Origin of the sequence: Variovorax sp. WS11 (assembly GCF_010499245.1) — a bacterium.
In the GTDB taxonomy this organism is placed as follows: Bacteria; Pseudomonadota; Gammaproteobacteria; order Burkholderiales; family Burkholderiaceae_C; genus Variovorax.
Map to the genome: position 1 here is coordinate 280,299 of NZ_JAAGOW010000002.1, position 15,528 is coordinate 295,826.

At 69.5% G+C, this 15,528-nt stretch carries 8 protein-coding genes and 2 pseudogenes; 3 read left to right on the forward strand and 7 right to left on the reverse strand.

Going from position 1 to position 15,528, the window contains the following annotated elements; all coding sequences use genetic code 11:
* Positions 1-35: 35 nt before the first annotated feature.
* Positions 36-854: a DUF1266 domain-containing protein gene (locus tag GXN78_RS41400; RefSeq protein WP_239142853.1), complete on the forward strand. Its 819-nt coding sequence runs from the start codon at positions 36-38 to the stop codon at positions 852-854.
* A 54-nt stretch (positions 855-908) separates the two neighbouring features.
* Positions 909-1,838 carry a GntR family transcriptional regulator gene (locus GXN78_RS21895; RefSeq protein ID WP_106555711.1) on the forward strand — a complete coding sequence of 310 codons (930 nt, stop codon included), beginning with the start codon at positions 909-911 and terminating at the stop codon, positions 1,836-1,838.
* A 39-nt stretch (positions 1,839-1,877) separates the two neighbouring features.
* Here the strand turns inward: GXN78_RS21895 and GXN78_RS21900 are convergent, their stop codons facing one another.
* The 5 genes and pseudogenes from GXN78_RS21900 to GXN78_RS21920 all read right to left on the reverse strand — a co-directional run bounded on the left by GXN78_RS21900 (position 1,878) and on the right by GXN78_RS21920 (position 9,417).
* Positions 1,878-3,602 (reverse strand): ABC transporter ATP-binding protein, encoded by a 1,725-nt coding sequence (locus GXN78_RS21900; RefSeq protein WP_106555712.1) that lies wholly within the window; start codon positions 3,600-3,602, stop codon positions 1,878-1,880.
* Positions 3,599-4,409: pseudogene (locus GXN78_RS21905) on the reverse strand (ABC transporter permease). Before GXN78_RS21905 ends, GXN78_RS21900 begins: the two are co-directional and overlap by 4 nt.
* The gene (locus tag GXN78_RS21910) at positions 4,406-5,350 is read right to left on the reverse strand and encodes an ABC transporter permease (RefSeq protein WP_106555714.1); all 945 of its coding nucleotides are present in this window, start codon (positions 5,348-5,350) and stop codon (positions 4,406-4,408) included. The pseudogene GXN78_RS21905 and the gene GXN78_RS21910 overlap by 4 nt, the downstream one beginning before the upstream one ends.
* A 10-nt stretch (positions 5,351-5,360) precedes the next feature.
* Positions 5,361-8,063 (reverse strand): C45 family autoproteolytic acyltransferase/hydolase, encoded by a 2,703-nt coding sequence (locus GXN78_RS21915; RefSeq protein ID WP_164255649.1) that lies wholly within the window; start codon positions 8,061-8,063, stop codon positions 5,361-5,363.
* 14 nt (positions 8,064-8,077) lie between these two features.
* Positions 8,078-9,417: pseudogene (locus GXN78_RS21920) on the reverse strand (aspartate aminotransferase family protein).
* Positions 9,418-9,634: 217 nt separating this feature from the next.
* On the opposite strand from GXN78_RS21920, the gene GXN78_RS21925 reads away from it, so the two are divergent.
* Positions 9,635-10,378 carry an EAL domain-containing protein gene (locus GXN78_RS21925; protein WP_106555716.1) on the forward strand — a complete coding sequence of 248 codons (744 nt, stop codon included), beginning with the start codon at positions 9,635-9,637 and terminating at the stop codon, positions 10,376-10,378.
* Between the two features lie 32 nt (positions 10,379-10,410).
* On the opposite strand, the gene GXN78_RS21930 is transcribed toward GXN78_RS21925, so the two are convergent.
* Both GXN78_RS21930 and GXN78_RS21935 read right to left on the reverse strand, forming a co-directional pair.
* A complete protein-coding gene (locus GXN78_RS21930) occupies positions 10,411-12,294 on the reverse strand; it encodes an ATPase, T2SS/T4P/T4SS family (protein ID WP_106555717.1) in 1,884 nt (627 codons plus the stop codon).
* A gap of 115 nt (positions 12,295-12,409) precedes the next feature.
* A complete protein-coding gene (locus tag GXN78_RS21935; protein WP_239142854.1) occupies positions 12,410-15,517 on the reverse strand; it encodes a PAS domain-containing protein in 3,108 nt (1,035 codons plus the stop codon).
* Positions 15,518-15,528: the final 11 nt, after the last annotated feature.

Here is a 15,528-nt window from a genome sequence, read left to right on the forward strand (position 1 = left end):
CCGCTGCGCCGCGGCCCCTCCAGGAGAACAAACACATGGGATTGATGGACAGCATCGGCCATGCGCTGATGGACAACGACAAGCTGCACTTCGCCCCCGAGCCCCGATGCTCGCCCGAGGAGCGATGGCTGGTGGCGCTGAGCGCGCCGCTGTCCGCCTACAACGGCAATTTCGTCAACGCCGTCGAGACCGGCCACACCCAGGAGATGCTGCGCGAAGGCGTGGCCGGCATGTGGGGCGTGCAGGACCGCAAGAGCTTCGAGGAGACGGCCCGCTGGATCACGCAGGAGGGTCACCGCCAGAAGTACCTGGGCACCTGGCGCAGCCTGGTCAAGCTCGACACCGCGCACCAGGCGGCCCCGCTGCTGCTGCGCGCGGTGGCTTCGGTGGTCTTCCCCGGCCTGTTCATGCTCAAGCTGCGCGGCGAGCTCGACTACGAGGCCTTCGCCAGCCAGACCGGCAAGAGCGTCGCCGACATCGCGGAGTTGATGGGCTCCTACAACGACTGGATGGGCGAGCTGCGCCAACCGCTGGGCGTCCAGCCCGCGGAGATCACGGACCTGGTCGTACGGGACGCCGTCCGGTTTCGTCAGCCTGTCGCGCTGGGCGGTGGAGCTGGGCTTTCACACGGAGCGCGGCGAGTTCGCGGGCTTCGCCTCGGGGCTGGCCGGGCCGGTGCGCACGGCGTACGGCAACTGGGCCAAGCTGAGCGCCGCCTATGTGGCGGCGGGCCTGATCTGGAACTACTCGGAAGCCCGGCAGGAAGCGCTGGTCCGCACGAACGCGATGCTCGTGAGCGATCCGCGAAGCCCCTACAAGAGCGTTCCCTTTCATTGAAGTTTCGGTCCCCGTGAGCGTGCGGCCATGCCCGCAGCCGGGTCCGCATCGCAGCGCGATAAGCTCCAGCGATGGCCACCGACGCCCCCGCCACCCGCCTTGCCTTGCTGGCCGCGCGCCGGATCCTCGACCAGGCGATCGCCGGCCGCGTCAAACCGGGTGACCGGCTGACCGAGCTCGCGCTGACCACGAAGCTCGGCATCTCGCGCACGCCGGTGCGCGCTGCCCTTGCCTTCCTGCATCGGCGCGGACTGCTGGACCACGCACCGAACCGCGGCTACTCGCTCGCGGCCCCGCCGTCCGAGCTGTTGCGGGTGCAGCGCACGCTGCCGCAGGATGAGGCCGACAGCTTCTATTACCAGCTGCTGCGCGAGCGCACCGCGGGCCACATCGGCGCACAGGTGACCGAGCGCGAACTCGAGCAGGCCTACGGCGTGCGCGCGACGCTGGTGCGCGAGGTGCTGGTGCGCATGCTGCAGCATGGCATCGTGCGCGGCCGGCGCGGCCAGCGCTGGGAGTTCGCCGAGGCGCTGGATGCCGACAGCGAGCGCGAGAGCTACCGCTTCCGGATGGTGCTGGAGTGCGCGGCCCTGGCCGAACCCGGCTTCCGCATGGACCCGGAACGCCTGGCCGCCTGCAGGCAGCGCCAGCAGGCGCTGATCCACCATGCGACGAAGCGATCGTGGCTCGACTTCTTCGAGGCCAATGCCGAGTTCCACGAATTGCTGGCAGCCTCTTCAGGCAACCGCTTCATGCTGAAGGCGGTCGAGGAGCAGAACCGGCTGCGCCGCATCAGCGACCTGTCGGACTACCCGCTGGTCAGCGTGGAGCGGCTGCGCGAATCCTGCGAGGAGCATCTCGCCATCCTCATGGCCATCGAGCGCGGCCGGCTCAAGGAGGCGGCGCAGCTGATGCGCGCGCACCTGCAGGGCGCGAGCGACATCCTCGAAAAGCGGGTGGCGGGAACGCTGGTCGCACCGGCACCTGCCGCACGCGCTTGAGCGGGGCGCACGCGAGCGCTCCGGCGCCGCGCGTTCGATTCAACCGCCTCGGCTCGCTCCTTGAACCAGTGCCCGGTCGCGCGGCCGTTCGATCGGGATCACGCTGGCGGCCGCCGGCACGGGCGTTGCCTGCGGCGCGCACGCATCGAGCACCGGCGCCGCCTGCAGCAGCGCACGGGTGTACTCGTGCTGCGGATGGTCGAAGATCCGGTCGCGCGTCCCCTGCTCCACGATTCTTCCCGCGGCCATGACCACCACGCGGTCGGCGATCTGCTCCACCGCGGCCAGGTCGTGGCTGACGAACATGCAGGCGAAGCCGTGGTGCTTCTGCAGGTCCTGGAACAGCGAGAGCACCTGGGCCTGGATGGTCATGTCGAGCGCCGACACCGGCTCGTCGGCCACCACGAAGGCCGGCCGGCGCACCAGCGCCCGGGCGATCGCGACGCGCTGTCGCTGGCCGCCCGAGAGCTCGTGCGGAAAGCGCCGGGCCAGCTGCGCCAGGCCCACCTCGTCCAGCGTCTCGCCCAGCCGGCGGCGCAAGGCGTCGCCCTGCAGCTCCGGCAGGTGGCGCAGCGGCTCCGCCACGATGTCGCCGACGCGCATGCGCGGATCGAGCGAGGAGTACGGGTCCTGGAATACCAGCTGGCAGGCCAGCCGGAAGCGGTGCAGCGCGGCCCCGCGGGCGCCCAGGACCTCCTCGCCGCGAAAGAGGATCTGCCCGCCGGCCGCCGGCACCAGGCGCAGGATCGCCCGGCCCAGCGTGGTCTTGCCCGAGCCGCTGCCGCCCACCACGGCGACGGTCTCGCCGGCGTGGATGTCCAGGTCGGTCGGTGCCAGCGCCTGGTGCGGCGGCTGCCGCTTGAAGAGGCCGGTGCGCGTACCCGGATAGACCACCGACAGGCCGCGCACCTGGATCAGCGGCTGGCCCGCACCGCGGCCCGGCTCGGCCGGACCACGGCGCGGCAAGGCATCCACCAGCTGCCGCGTGTAGGGGTCGGCCGGCGCGTAGAGGATCTGCCGCACCTCGCCGGTCTCGACCAGCCTGCCGCGCTGGAGCACGATGGCCCGCTGCGCATAGCGCGCCACCAGCCCCAGGTTGTGCGTGATGAGCAGCACGGCCGTGCCCTCCTCGCGCGCCAGCTCCACCATCAGGTCGAGCACCTCGCGCTGGGTGAGCGTGTCGAGCGCGGTGGTCGGTTCGTCGGCGATCAGCAGTCGCGGCCGCAGCAGCATCACGCTCGCCAGCATGATGCGCTGGCGCATGCCGCCCGAGAACTCGTGCGGGTAGGCCCGCAGGCAATGCTCGGGATCGCGGATCTGCACGCGGCGCAGCATCTCGATGCAGCGCGCGCGGATCTCGGCGGCCGACAGCTGCGTGTGCAGGCGCAGGCCCTCGGCCATCTGCTCGCCGACGCGATGCGCCGGGTTGAGCGACACCATCGGCTCCTGGAACACCATGCCGATGCTGGCGCCGCGCAGCGTGCGCAGGCGCTCCGAGGGCGCCTCGCCGAGGTCCTCTCCGTCGAGCAGCATGCGCCCGCCCGCGCGCCGGATGCCCGTGGGCAGCAGCCCCAGGATCGCGCGGGCCGCCATGGTCTTGCCGCTGCCGGACTCGCCCACGACGGCAAGGAACTCCCCGCGCCGCAGTTGGAACGAGAGGTCCTCGACCACGGCCTGGCCGGTGGCCTCCGTCTCGAGGCGCAGGTGCTGCACGCTCAGCAGTTCATCCTGCGGCGGGGGTGTGAATTCGGGCGTGGGGGTCATGCTTGCGCCATCCGCGGATCGAGGCGGTCGCGCACGGCGTCGCCCAGGAGGTTGATGCACAGCAGGGTCAGGGCGATGCACAGGCCGGGCGCGACGCCGAGCCAGACGGCGGACTCCATGTACGGCCGGGCGCCGGCCAGCATGTTGCCCCAGGTGGGCGCCGGCGGCGGCACGCCCAGCCCCAGGAAGCTCAGGGCGCTCTCGGACAGCAGCACCCAGCCGAACATGCTGGTGGCCAGCACCGCCACCGGCGCCACGCAGTTGGGCAGCACATGGCGGAACATGGTGTAGAGCTCCGAGTTGCCGATCATGCGCGAGGCCTCCACGTACTCCTTCTCCCGCAGCGACAGCACGGTGCCGCGCACCACGCGCACGACGGAGGGCGCATAGGCCAGGCCCAGCGCCAGCACGATGCCCCACTTGTTGGCCCCGACCACCACCATCACGCCCAGCGCCAGCAGGATGCCGGGAAAGGCCAGCAGCGCGTCGTTGACGGTCATCAGCACCCGATCGGTCCAGCCGCGCAGGAAGCCCGCGAGCACGCCGCCGATGCTGCCGAAGACGATGGCGAAGAGCACCGTGAGGAAGGCCACCGTCGCGCTGGCGGAGGCCCCGGCCATGACGCGGCTGGCGATGTCGCCGGAATTCGTCGCTGCCCAGCCAGTGGGACCAGGACGGCGGCTGCAGCTTGGCCCGCAGGTTGATGCCCTGCGGGTCGTAGGGCGTCCAGAAGACGGCGACCACGGCGACGATCACCACCAGGGCGATCAGCACGCCGCCGATGACGGAGTTGGCACGCAGCTTCATTGGATCGAGACCCGTGGGTCGAACAAGGGATAGCAAAGGTCGACCACGAGGTTGATGACCACGTAGATCACCGCCGTGAACAGCAGGCAGCCCTGCACCACCGGGTAGTCGCGGGCGAAGATGGCATCCACCAGCAGCCGGCCCAGGCCGGGCAGCGTGAACACCGTCTCCAGCACCGCGATGCCGCCCAGCAGATGGCCCAGCACCAGGCCGATGAGGGTCAGCGTCGGCGCGAAGGCGTTGGGCAGCACATGGCGCGACAGCACGCGGCGTTCCGAGGCGCCCTTGGCGCGCGCATGCGAGACGTACTCGAGCCGCAGCACCTCGATCGCGCTGGCGCGCGACATGCGCGTGAGGATGCCGGTCTCGATCATCGCCAGGGTGGCGATGGGCAGGATCACGTAGGTCAGCCCCTGCAGGAAGCCCTCGCCGAAGGACACGTAGCCCACCACCGGCAGCCAGCCCAGGTACAGGCCGAAGAAGAGCAGCAGCAGCAGACCGAGCCAGAAGCTCGGGACGGAGAGCAGCAGCGTGGCGCCGGCCACGATGGCCACGTCGAGCGGCTTGTTCTGCTTCCAGGCGGCCAGCAGCCCGGCGGGCACGGCGACCGCGGCGGCAATGGCGACGGCGACCAGCACGATGATCGCGCTGACCTGGAAACGCTCCAGCACCAGCGGCAGCACCGGCAGCCCGTTGGCGATGGACTCCCCCAGGTCGCCGCGCATCACCTGGCCGAGCCAATGGAAGAACTGCGCAGCCAGGGGCTGGTCCAGGCCCAGCTGCCGGCGCAAGGCCTCCAGCTGGGCCGCGTCGGCGCCGTCTCCCAGCATCAGCTGGGCCGGGTCGCCGGGGATCAGGCGGATCAGCGAGAACACTGCCACCGCGACCAGCAGCAGCGTGGGGATCGTCATCGCAATCCGGCGCAACACATAGGCGAACACGATGCGGCTCCTACTGCACGCGCACGTTCCAGAAGCGCGGCTTGTCGGCGGCCCAGGCCTTGTAGCCGACCACGCTCTTGCGCAGGCCCGCGGTGTCGGCGCCGTTGAAGAGCACCAGCATCGGCGCGTCGTCCAGCATGCGCCGATGCAGCTCGTCGAACAGCGCCTGCCGCTTGGCCTTGTCGGCCACGGTCATCGACTCGGCGAGCACGCGCTGCGCCTCGGCGTTGTCCCAGACCTTGCGCGGCTGCGTGCTCTTGGGCCCCGACACGGACTCGTAGCTCAGCGAAGGGTCGAGCCGCGAGGAATAGACGAAGGCCATGCTCTGGTACTGGCCGCGGTTGTAGCGGTCGAGCTGCGTGGCCCAGTCCAGCACCTCCAGCTCGATCTTGATGCCGGCTTCTGCTGCCATGGCCTGCACCGTCACCGCGGCATCGAAGCACACCGGGTAGCGCTTGTTGGTCAGCAGCTTGATCGGCTGCCCCTGGTAGCCGGCCTCGGCCAGGAGCTTCTTGGCCTGTGCCAGGTCGCGCTTGTAGCCCGACTTCTGGACCGCTCCGTAGTAGGGACTGGAGGTCGGCACCACCGAGTTGTTGGGCTTGGACAGCCCCTCGCTCACGGCGCGCGCGAGCTCCGGCGTGTCCACCGCCAGCGCCAGCGCGCGGCGGATGCGCACGTCCTGCAGCAGCGGGTCCTTGGTCTGGAACAGCAGGCCGACGATGTTCATCGAGGGCGAGACCTCGACCTTGACCTCGGGCCGCGCGCGCAGCTCGGGCACGTCGGCCGAGGAAGCGCCGGTGAATGCGTCGATCGCGCCGCTGTAGAGCGCCGTCTTGGCCGCCGAGGCATCGGGAATGACCACGTAGCGCAGCGTCTCCACCTCGGCCTTCTTGCCGCCGGTGAAGCCGTCCATGGGTTCGGCGCGCGAGGCATAGCCCGCGAAGCGCACCACCTCGATGAACTGCCCGCGCCGCCATTCCTTCAGCTTGTACGGGCCCGTGCCCACCGGCTCCTTCCACTTGCCGTCGGCACCGACCGAGCTGCGGTGCATGATGGCCGAGCCGCCGCAATCGGGGCGTGCCATGGTGGTCAGCAGCAGGCCGGTGGGGCGCTCCAGCTTGAACACCACCGTCTTCGGATTGGGCGCCTCCACCGACAGCACCTTGGTCATGCCGCGGCCGTCGAATTCGGGCAGGCAGCGCCAGCCGATGGCGGGGTCGAGAAAGCGCTTCCAGCTCCAGACCACGTCGTCGGCCGCGAGCGGCGCGTCGTTGTGGAATTTCACGCCGTCGCGCAGCGTGAAGGTGTAGGCCAGGCCGTCGGGCGCCACCTCCACCTTGCTCGCCAGCATGGGGCCGACGCTGGTGTCCTCGCGCAGCGCCACCAGGCCTTCGCCCATGTGCATCAGGACGGCATCGGTGTTGTCGTCGCGGTTGACGCCCGGCTCGGTCGAGCGCATGTCCGCGTTGAGTTGCACGCGCAGCGTGCCGGGCTGCGGCTGGGCATGCGCCGATGCCAGCGAGAGCGCCGCGAGGCAGGCGGCGAAGCCGAGGCTTGTGCTTTTCAGGCTTGTGCTCTTCATCTTGTGTCTCCTCTTTCGGTGCGCCCTAGAGCGAATACTCGGTGTAGATGTGTTCCTTGAACGGCGTCGGCGCGATGCGCATCCTTCGCGCAGCGGGGTCGATGACGATGGTCGCGACCGTCGCCGAGGTCGCGCCGCCCGGCCCCGCGCTCGGCGCACGGCAGACGGCGCGCGGCAGACGGCGCGCGGCGAACCGAAGCGGTCGGACAGCGCCTCGATCACGTCCTCCTCGCCCAGCCTGCCGGCGCGCTCGCCGAGGAACTCGCTCACACGCCGGTCGCGGTAGAGCGAATCGGGCGTGGTCTCCAGGCTTTTGTCGTGCACGCGCGCCAGCGCGCCCGGCGTCTTGAAGTGGTTGGCATGCACCAGCACGCCGTTCTCCGGCAGCTGCCAGAACACCTGCTGCGGGCAGGTCTCCAGGCTCACGGCCTCGCCGTCGGCGTGGCTCAGGATCATGTTGTTGGAGATGGTGCGCGCGCTGCGGAACACCACGCCCAGCGCCTGCGCATAGAGCGGGGCCTTGAGGATCGTGCGCCGGATCAGCGGCAGCGGCACGCCGGCCGTGCGGCCGTCCTCCGCACTCTTCAGGAAGTTGCCGGTGAGCGCGATGCCGTGCTCGTTGAGCCCCGCGCGCGCCAGCGTGCCGGCCTCGACGAAGGTGAGGATGGCCGGGCCGCTCGCCGGGCGGATGCGCAGGACCACGCCCAGGTCCACGCTCTCCACGCGCCAGTCCCAGTTCTGCGCATGGATGAGGCGGCCGTCGCGCGCGGCGGCAGGCATCACCACCACGCCGGTGCAGCCATCGGGCGGCTCGGTGGCTTCGAGCTGCTCGTGCGCATAGAGCAGCTCGCTGCGCGCGTTGAGCGCGACGATTTCCTCGGGCTCGACCTCGGCGCCGGCCGCGATACCCTCGATCTCGCGCATCGACTCGGCGTCGAAGGCCTCGATCTGCGGCACGAAGCGGCGCGCCAGCGCCTTGGTGCGCGACCAGTCCAGTCCCACCTTCTCGTAGGCGGCGCGGTAGGTGCGGATGGACAGCGCAATGCGGTCGCCGGCCGCGCGGCCGTACTGCATGCCGCGCTGTTGCGCGTCGCCCTCGATGTCGATCAGCGGGAAAGCGGTGAGCGTCATGGCAGCCGCCTCTTTCATTGAACGGGCGTCTGCGCGCGCATGACCGCGTTGCGCAGGCTGTCGACGATCTGGTCGACCTCGGCGCGCGAGACCACCAGCGGCGGCGACAGCGCAATGCTCTCGCCCACCGGCCGCACCAGCACGCCGGCCGCCATGCAGTCACGCTGCACGGCCTGCGCGCGGGCGCCCGGCTGGCCGGCCCAGGGCGCGAGCTCGATCGCACCCAGCAGGCCCAGGTTGCGGATGTCGACCACGCCCGGCAGCTCGCGCAGCGAATGCAGGCCTGCTTCGAAGTACGGTGCGATGTCGGCCGTGCGCTGCGCCAGGCCCTCCTCGGCATGCACGTCGAGCGTGGCCAGTGCGGCCGCGCAGGCCAGCGGATGGCCCGAGTAGGTGTAGCCGTGCGAGAACTCCACGCCGCTCTCGCTGCCGCGCATGAAGGCGTCGTAGATGCCCTTGCGCACCAGCACGGCCCCCATGGGCACCACGGCGTTGGTCAGGCCCTTGGCCGTGGTCGCGATGTCGGGCACGACGCCGAAGTAGTCGGCGGCGAAGTTCGCCCCCAGCCGGCCGAAGCCGGTGATCACCTCGTCGAAGATCAGGAGGATGCCGTGGCGGTCGCAGATCTCGCGCAGCCGCTTCAGGTAGCCGGCCGGCGGCGGCAGCACGCCGGTGGCACCGGCGACCGGCTCCACGATCACGGCGGCGATGGTGGCCGGGTCGTGCAGCGCGCAGATGGCTTCCAGCGCATCGGCATATTCCAGCCCGTGCGCCGGCTCGCCGCGCGAGAAGGCGTTGCGCTTCAGGTCATGCGTGTGCGGCAGGTGGTCCACGCCGGACAAGAGCGGCCCGAAGGCGTGCGGTGCTTGGCGATGCCGGCCACCGAGATGCCGCCGAAGCCCACGCCGTGGTAGGCGCGCTCGCGGCCGATCAGGCGCCAGCGGCCGGCATCGCCGCGGGCGCGATGGTAGGCCAGCGCCATCTTGAGCGCGGTGTCCACCGACTCCGAGCCCGAGTTGGTGAAGAACACGTGGTCGAGATCGCCGGGTGCCAGCTCGGCGATGCGCGCCGCGAGCTCGAAGGCCGGCGGGTGGCCGATCTGGAAGCTGGACGCATAGTCCAGCGTGTCGACCTGCTGCTTGAGCGCGGCCGAGATCCTCGGATGGCGATGGCCCGCGTTGACGCACCACAGGCCCGCGATCGCGTCGAGCAGCTTGCGGCCGTCGGACATCTGGTAGTGCATGCCCTCGGCGCCGACGATGAAGCTCGGGTCGCGCTTGAACTTGCGGTTGGCGGTGAAGGGCATCCAGTAGGCGTCGAGCCTGGTGGATTCGAGGGTGGCTGCTGCTTGCATGAACGGGTCTCTGGGTGTCGTCGTGCAAGGATCGTAGGCGGGTGAATTGTATTTTTCAATTCTCAAATACAAAAATACGAGGCTCAAAAATACAAAGCGGTGACAGCGGCACAGGCCTCTCGCGACGCACAACGCAGGCACGAAGGGTTAGCATTCACGCTCCGGCGCCGCCCGTTCGGGGCACCTGCCCATCACCGCCCGCGAGGTCCCTATTCCCGTGACTGCCCCCACCCGTGCCGACGCCGCGTCCCCAGGCGACGGCTCGGCGTTCACGATGGCCTTCCAGCCGATCGTGGACCTGGAGCGGCGGGAGATCTTCGCGCACGAGGCGCTGGTGCGCGGCACGACCGGCGAAGGCGCTTCCGAGGTGCTCGGCCGCGTCAGCCCGCAGGACCGCTTCGCGTTCCACGAGGCCTGCCGGGTGAAGGCGATCGAGATGGCCACCGCATTGGGCATGCAATCGAGGCTCAGCCTCAACGTGATGCCCAACGACGTCGCGGGCCAGGAAGCCTGCTTCCGCACCGCCATGGCCACGGCCCTGCGCTGCAACTTTCCCGTTCACCGGCTGATGTTCGAGATCACCGAGGGCGAGCGCGTCGACGACCTGCCCGGCCTCGCCGCCACCTTTCGCACCTTCAAGCGCTACGGATTCACTTCGGCGATCGACGACTTCGGCGCGGCCTATGCCGGCTTCGAGCTGCTCGCGGCCTTCCAGCCCGACGTGGTGAAGATCGACATGAGCCTGGTCCGCGGCATCCACCAGGACCCGGTCCGCATCACGATCGTGAAGGGCTTCGTGGCGACCTGCGACGAGCTGGGCATCCGGGTGATCGCGGAAGGGGTCGAGGCCTGGGATGAGGTCAACGTGCTGCGCGCACTGGGCGTGGAACTCTTCCAGGGCTTCCTGTTCGCGAGGCCCGCGATCGCCGCCCTGCCGACCGTGGCGTGGGACGCCGCCTGACCCTGGCCTGAGGCGGGCCTCGTGCCCCGCACTCAGACGTTGCTGGTCGCGCGCACTTCGTCGATCGTCGTCTGCCCGGAAAGCACTTTGGCGATGCCGTCCTGGCGCAGGGTGCGCATGCCCTCGCGCAGCGCCGCCTGCTGAATCTCCTCGGCGCGGGCGCCGCCTTGCACCAGGCGGCGCAGCCCCTTGGACATCAGCATCAGCTCGTGGATGCCGACGCGCCCTCTGAAGCCGGTGTCCTTGCACTGCTTGCAGCCGGCGCTCGAGAAGCTCATGAGCCGCCCGTCGCGGGCATGGCGGCGCTCCCAGGAAGCGACCACCCCTTCGCGATCGGACGGCGAGGCCTTCACCGCGTAGGCATTCAGGTAGTCGGACACCAGCTCGTCGATCTCCTCCGGGGTTAGGGGGCGGCTGCTGATGCAGTGGGTGCACAGGCGGCGCACCAGCCGCTGCGCCAGTACGGCCAGCAGCGAGTCCGCGAAATTGAAGGGGTCCATGCCCATGTCGAGCAGCCGCGTCACGGTCTCGGGCGCGCTGTTGGTGTGCAGCGTCGACAGCACGAGGTGGCCCGTCAGCGAGGCCTCGATCGCCATCTTCGCGGTCTCGTCGTCGCGGATCTCGCCGACCATGATCACGTCCGGATCGGCGCGCACGAAGGCGCGCAGCGCCTTGGCGAAAGTCCAGTCGATGCGGGGGTTGATCTGCACCTGCCGCAGGCCCGCCTGCGTGATCTCGATGGGGTCTTCCGCAGTCCAGATCTTGCGTTCGGGCGTGTTGATATGCATGAGCGCCGAGTGCAGGGTCGTGGTCTTGCCCGAGCCGGTCGGCCCGACGCACAGCACCATGCCGTAGGGGCGCTCGATGGCCTCGGTGAGCCGCGCCAGGTTGCGCCCCGACAGCCCCAGCGCATCCAGCGCGATGGGCTTGGCCGACGCCAGGATGCGCATCACCACGTCTTCCAGCCCGCTGGTGGTCGGGATGGTCGCGACGCGCAGCTCGATGCGGTGCTGGGGCGAGAACTTGGCGAAGTTGATCTTGCCGTCCTGGGGCTTGCGCTTCTCGCTGATGTCGAGGTCGCACATGATCTTCACGCGCGCGACGATCGCGTTGCGGTAGCTGGGCGGCAGCTCCAGGTAGGTGTAGAGGCGCCCGTCGCGGCGAAAGCGGATGCGGGTCTTCTCGCGCCCGGGGTAGCTCTCGATGTGGATGTCCGACACGCCCTCGCGGTGCGCTTCCTGGATCATGCTGTTGATCATCCGCACCAGCGAGTTGTCCGATTGCTCGATCGGCGCGTCCTCGTCGGCCGGCGCCCGGACCTCCTTCTCGAGGGTCTCCAGCAGCTCGCTGGTGCCGGCCAGGTCGAAGTCGATGCTCATCGGGTCGGCCGCCGCCGGGCGCCCCTCCGCCTGAGCACCGATCTTCTCGTACGCCTTCTGCAGCACATCGTCCAGGTCGCGGCACTGGCCGATCACCGGCACCACCTTCATCTGGCCGATGAACTCCACCTCGTCGATGGCCGCGTGCCGGCTGGCCGGGTCGTCGAGCGCGAGCACGAGGCGGCCCTCGTGGATCATCAGCGGCATCACCTGCAGGCGCCGCGCCACGCCATGGCTGATCTTGCGCAGGGCTTCGGCCGCGGGCGGGAACAGCTGCAGGTTGACCAGCGGATAGCCCATCTTGCGCACCAGCGCGAGCTGCAGTTGCGAGCGGCTCACCACGCCCATGCGCACCAGCGTCTCGCCCAACGGCACGCTGCGGTCGAGCTGCTGCTGCGCCAGCGCGGCCTCCAGCTGCTCTTCCGTGACCATGCCCAGCGAGACCAGCGCCTGGCCGATGCGCATGATCGGCATGCGGCCCTGGGCCTCGAGTTCCTTCAACAACTGATCCGGCGTGACGACTTCCGCAGACGACATGGCTTTGGCCTCTCTTGTTGGGTTTTTCTTGGGGAACTGCAGGGCTCCCAGCAGCGATTTCAGCACAGCTGCGCGGCCCGCACGAGGAGGGCCTCCGCCCTCACTACGAAAGTACTCAGCCTGGGGCGAAGGCGAAGGTGTTGCGCCCCGCCGCCTTCGCGGAGTAGAGCCCGGCATCCGCGCGCGCCAGCAGCTCGGACGGCGTGACGACCGCATCGGAGGGCGCATGGAAGGCGACGCCGATGCTGGTCGTGACCTCCAGCTCGCGGCCGTCGAGCCGGAACGCCGGCGTATGGATGCGCGCGACGATCTTGCGGGCCAGGGCCGCTGCCGCCTCCTGCGCAGCCAGGTTCTCCAGCACGATCACGAACTCGTCGCCGGCCAGCCGCGCCACGGTGTCGGTGCTTCGCACGCTGTCCTTCAGGCGCCGGGCGAACTCGGCCAGCACGCCATCGCCCACGGCATGGCCCAGCGTGTCGTTGATGCTCTTGAAATGGTCGATATCGAGGAACATCAGGGCGAGCGCGCATCCCGTGCCGTCGGCCTTCGCGATGGCTGCCGGCAGCAGCTCGTTGAAGGCCAGGCGGTTCGGCAGGCCCGTGAGGGTGTCCACCCGCGCCAACTCGATCAGCTTGCGCTCCACCGCCTTCAGCGCGGTGATGTCCAGGCTGAGCGAGAAGATGCCGTGCGTCGCGCCGTCGGGGCCGATGTCGGGCACGTAGATGATGTGGGTGACGCGATCGAAATCGCCCTTCTTGGTCGCCGCCTCGAACTCGACGCGCTCGCCCGCCAGCGCGCGCTCGATCATGGCCTTGCGCGACTCATACAGCTCAGGCCCCGCGATGTCGCGGATATGCAGCCCCGCCAGCTTGGCGGGGTCGAGCCCCAGCCACTCCCGGTAGGTGCCGTTCGCGAAAGTGACCTTCTGCTCGCGGTCGATGTAGGTGATCAGCGCCGGCATGTTGTCGGTGATGGTGCGCAGGCGCATCTCGCTCTCGGCCTGGCGCAGCTCCGCCTCCTTCAACGCGGTGATGTTGAAGGTCATGACGTAGAAGCCCAGGACCCGCCCCTGCAGGTCCTTGTCCGGAATCAGGTTGACCTGGAAATGGCCGGTCTTGCCGCGCAGCGGCGCCTCGACCGGGAAGCTCGTCGCCTCCCCCGCCAGCACCCTCGGAAGAAATGGCAGCTGCTGCGCGTACACCGCCTCGCCCACCGCGGAGCGCAGGGTCACGCCGTCGAGCGGGCCATCGCCCAGGCCGGCCATCTGCCGCGCCCGACTGTTGCCGTAGAGGCAGTTCTGATCGCGATCGAAATACCCCACCAGGGCCGGAATGCTGTCGGTGACGTCGCGCAGCCGCTTCTCCTGCTCGCTCAGGGCCTTGCGGATGTTGACCTCGTCGGTGATGTCGAAGGTCATGGCGAACACGCCCTGCACCATGCCGACGTCGTCCTGGTCGGGGATGTAGTGGGCCTTGTAGGTCCGGTCGCCGATGCCGAGCATCGGATCGCCGGCCTTCTCGAAGATCACCGTCTCCCCCGCGAGCGCGCGCCGGTAGTAGGGGGCGACGATCTCGAAGTCCTCCACGCCGCGCTTGTCGGGCATCCACTGGCCGACCATCGCGTCGTCATGGTGCAGCGCCCTCACCTTCGCATTGACGAAGGTGTAGTGCAGCGAGGCGTCGACATGCGACACCAGCGCCGGGATGTTGTCGGCGATGGTGCGGACCTGCGCCTCGCTGTGCGCGAGGCTGAGCTCGGTGCGCTTGCGCTCCGTCACGTCGGAGGTCATCGCGTAGTAGCCGCGGACCGCGCCCGCCCGGTCCAGGTCGGGGATGAGCTCGGTCTGGAAGAAGCGGGGTTCCCCACCGCGCCGGATGGACCCCCGACGCTCGAAGGTCACCGGCTCGCCGGCCAGCACCCGCTGGAGGTAGCGCTCGGGGATGGCGCTCTGGTCGGCGCCGTGCGCATCCCGTACCGGCTGGCCGAGCAGCTCGGCCGCGCTGCGGCCCAGCTTCTCGCACAGGCGTGCGTTCACGAAGGTATAGCGGCCTTGCGCATCAGCGTGCGACACCATCGCCGGCAGGTTGTCCGTGATGTCGCGCAGGAACTTCTCGCTGGCTCGCCGCTGCTGCATCAGCTCGTCGAAGGTCCGCCACAGGTCGCCGATCTCGTCGCGGCCATAGGCGCCGGGCGCCGCGACCTCCTCCGGCGCGGCCTGGGCATCGAGCATGCGCCGGTGCAGGTGCGACAACGGCTGCAGCTGGCCCCGCACCAGGGCCAGCGCGGCGGCCCCCGCCAGCACGGCCAGCACGAAGGCCCCGCCCCAGGCCACGCGCTCGATGGCATCGATGTGCGCGAAGGCCTCGCTGCGCGGGTACACCGCGCCCAGGATCCAGCCGGTCTGCCGGATGCGCTTGAACGCGTAGAGCGCGTGCGCCCCGTCGAGGTCCAGCCCTTCGCTGGTCCCTTCGAAGCCCGCGATCGCGCGCTGGATCTCGGTGTCCGCAGCACTGTCGGCGCCGGCGCGATTCAGCACAAGCGCCGCTCGCGGATGGTCGATCACGATGCCGTCGGCGGAAAGAATGAAGAGGTAGCCCGTCTTGCCGAACTTGACGTCGGCCAGATCCCCCAGGATGTTGCGCTCCTTCAGGTTGATCGAGCCCCAGACCACGTAACGCAGCCCCCCGGCCGCATCCTGAACCGGCTGCGTGATGGCCACCTGCGCCAGACCATTGATCCGGTTGAGGTACGGCTGCGAGATGACGCCGGCGCCGGTGGAGACGGTGTCCGCGAAGTACGAACGGTCCCGAACATTCACACGGCCGATCTGCTGCGCCCCGTTCAGGTTGGCGACGATCTCGCCGTCGAGACCGATGAGCGCGACGTTGTCGAAGGCCTCGCGCAGCGACTGGTGCTGTTCCAGCAGGCCCTGCAGCGGCGCGGTGTTCAGGAAGTCGTGCGACTTCACGCTGTCGGCAAAGGTCTTCAGCAAGGTCCGCCGGCCGATGAACTTCTGGTCGACTGCCTCGGCGATGGCGGAGACGCGCGCCAACTCCTCGCCGGCGATCGACGCCTCCATGCTGGCCTTGACGAGATGCAGTGCGACGGTGGCGATCGCGAAGGTCGCCGCCAGCACCACCGCGGCCACGGCGGCGCTCAAGCGCGTGTTCAGGCTGATGCGGATGTTGCGGAGACCTGGCGATTTCATCAGGATGGGCAGCATAAGCCAGTCGG

Bases quoted from the DNA above. Each gene is read 5' to 3' on its own strand.
- GXN78_RS41400 (WP_239142853.1), top strand. From the start codon at position 36: ATGGGATTGATGGACAGCATCGGCCATGCGCTGATGGACAACGACAAG.
- GXN78_RS21895 (WP_106555711.1), top strand. From the start codon at position 909: ATGGCCACCGACGCCCCCGCCACCCGCCTTGCCTTGCTGGCCGCGCGC.
- GXN78_RS21900 (WP_106555712.1), bottom strand. From the start codon at position 3,602: ATGACCCCCACGCCCGAATTCACACCCCCGCCGCAGGATGAACTGCTG.
- GXN78_RS21915 (WP_164255649.1), bottom strand. From the start codon at position 8,063: ATGACGCTCACCGCTTTCCCGCTGATCGACATCGAGGGCGACGCGCAA.
- GXN78_RS21930 (WP_106555717.1), bottom strand. From the start codon at position 12,294: ATGTCGTCTGCGGAAGTCGTCACGCCGGATCAGTTGTTGAAGGAACTC.
- GXN78_RS21935 (WP_239142854.1), bottom strand. From the start codon at position 15,517: ATGCTGCCCATCCTGATGAAATCGCCAGGTCTCCGCAACATCCGCATC.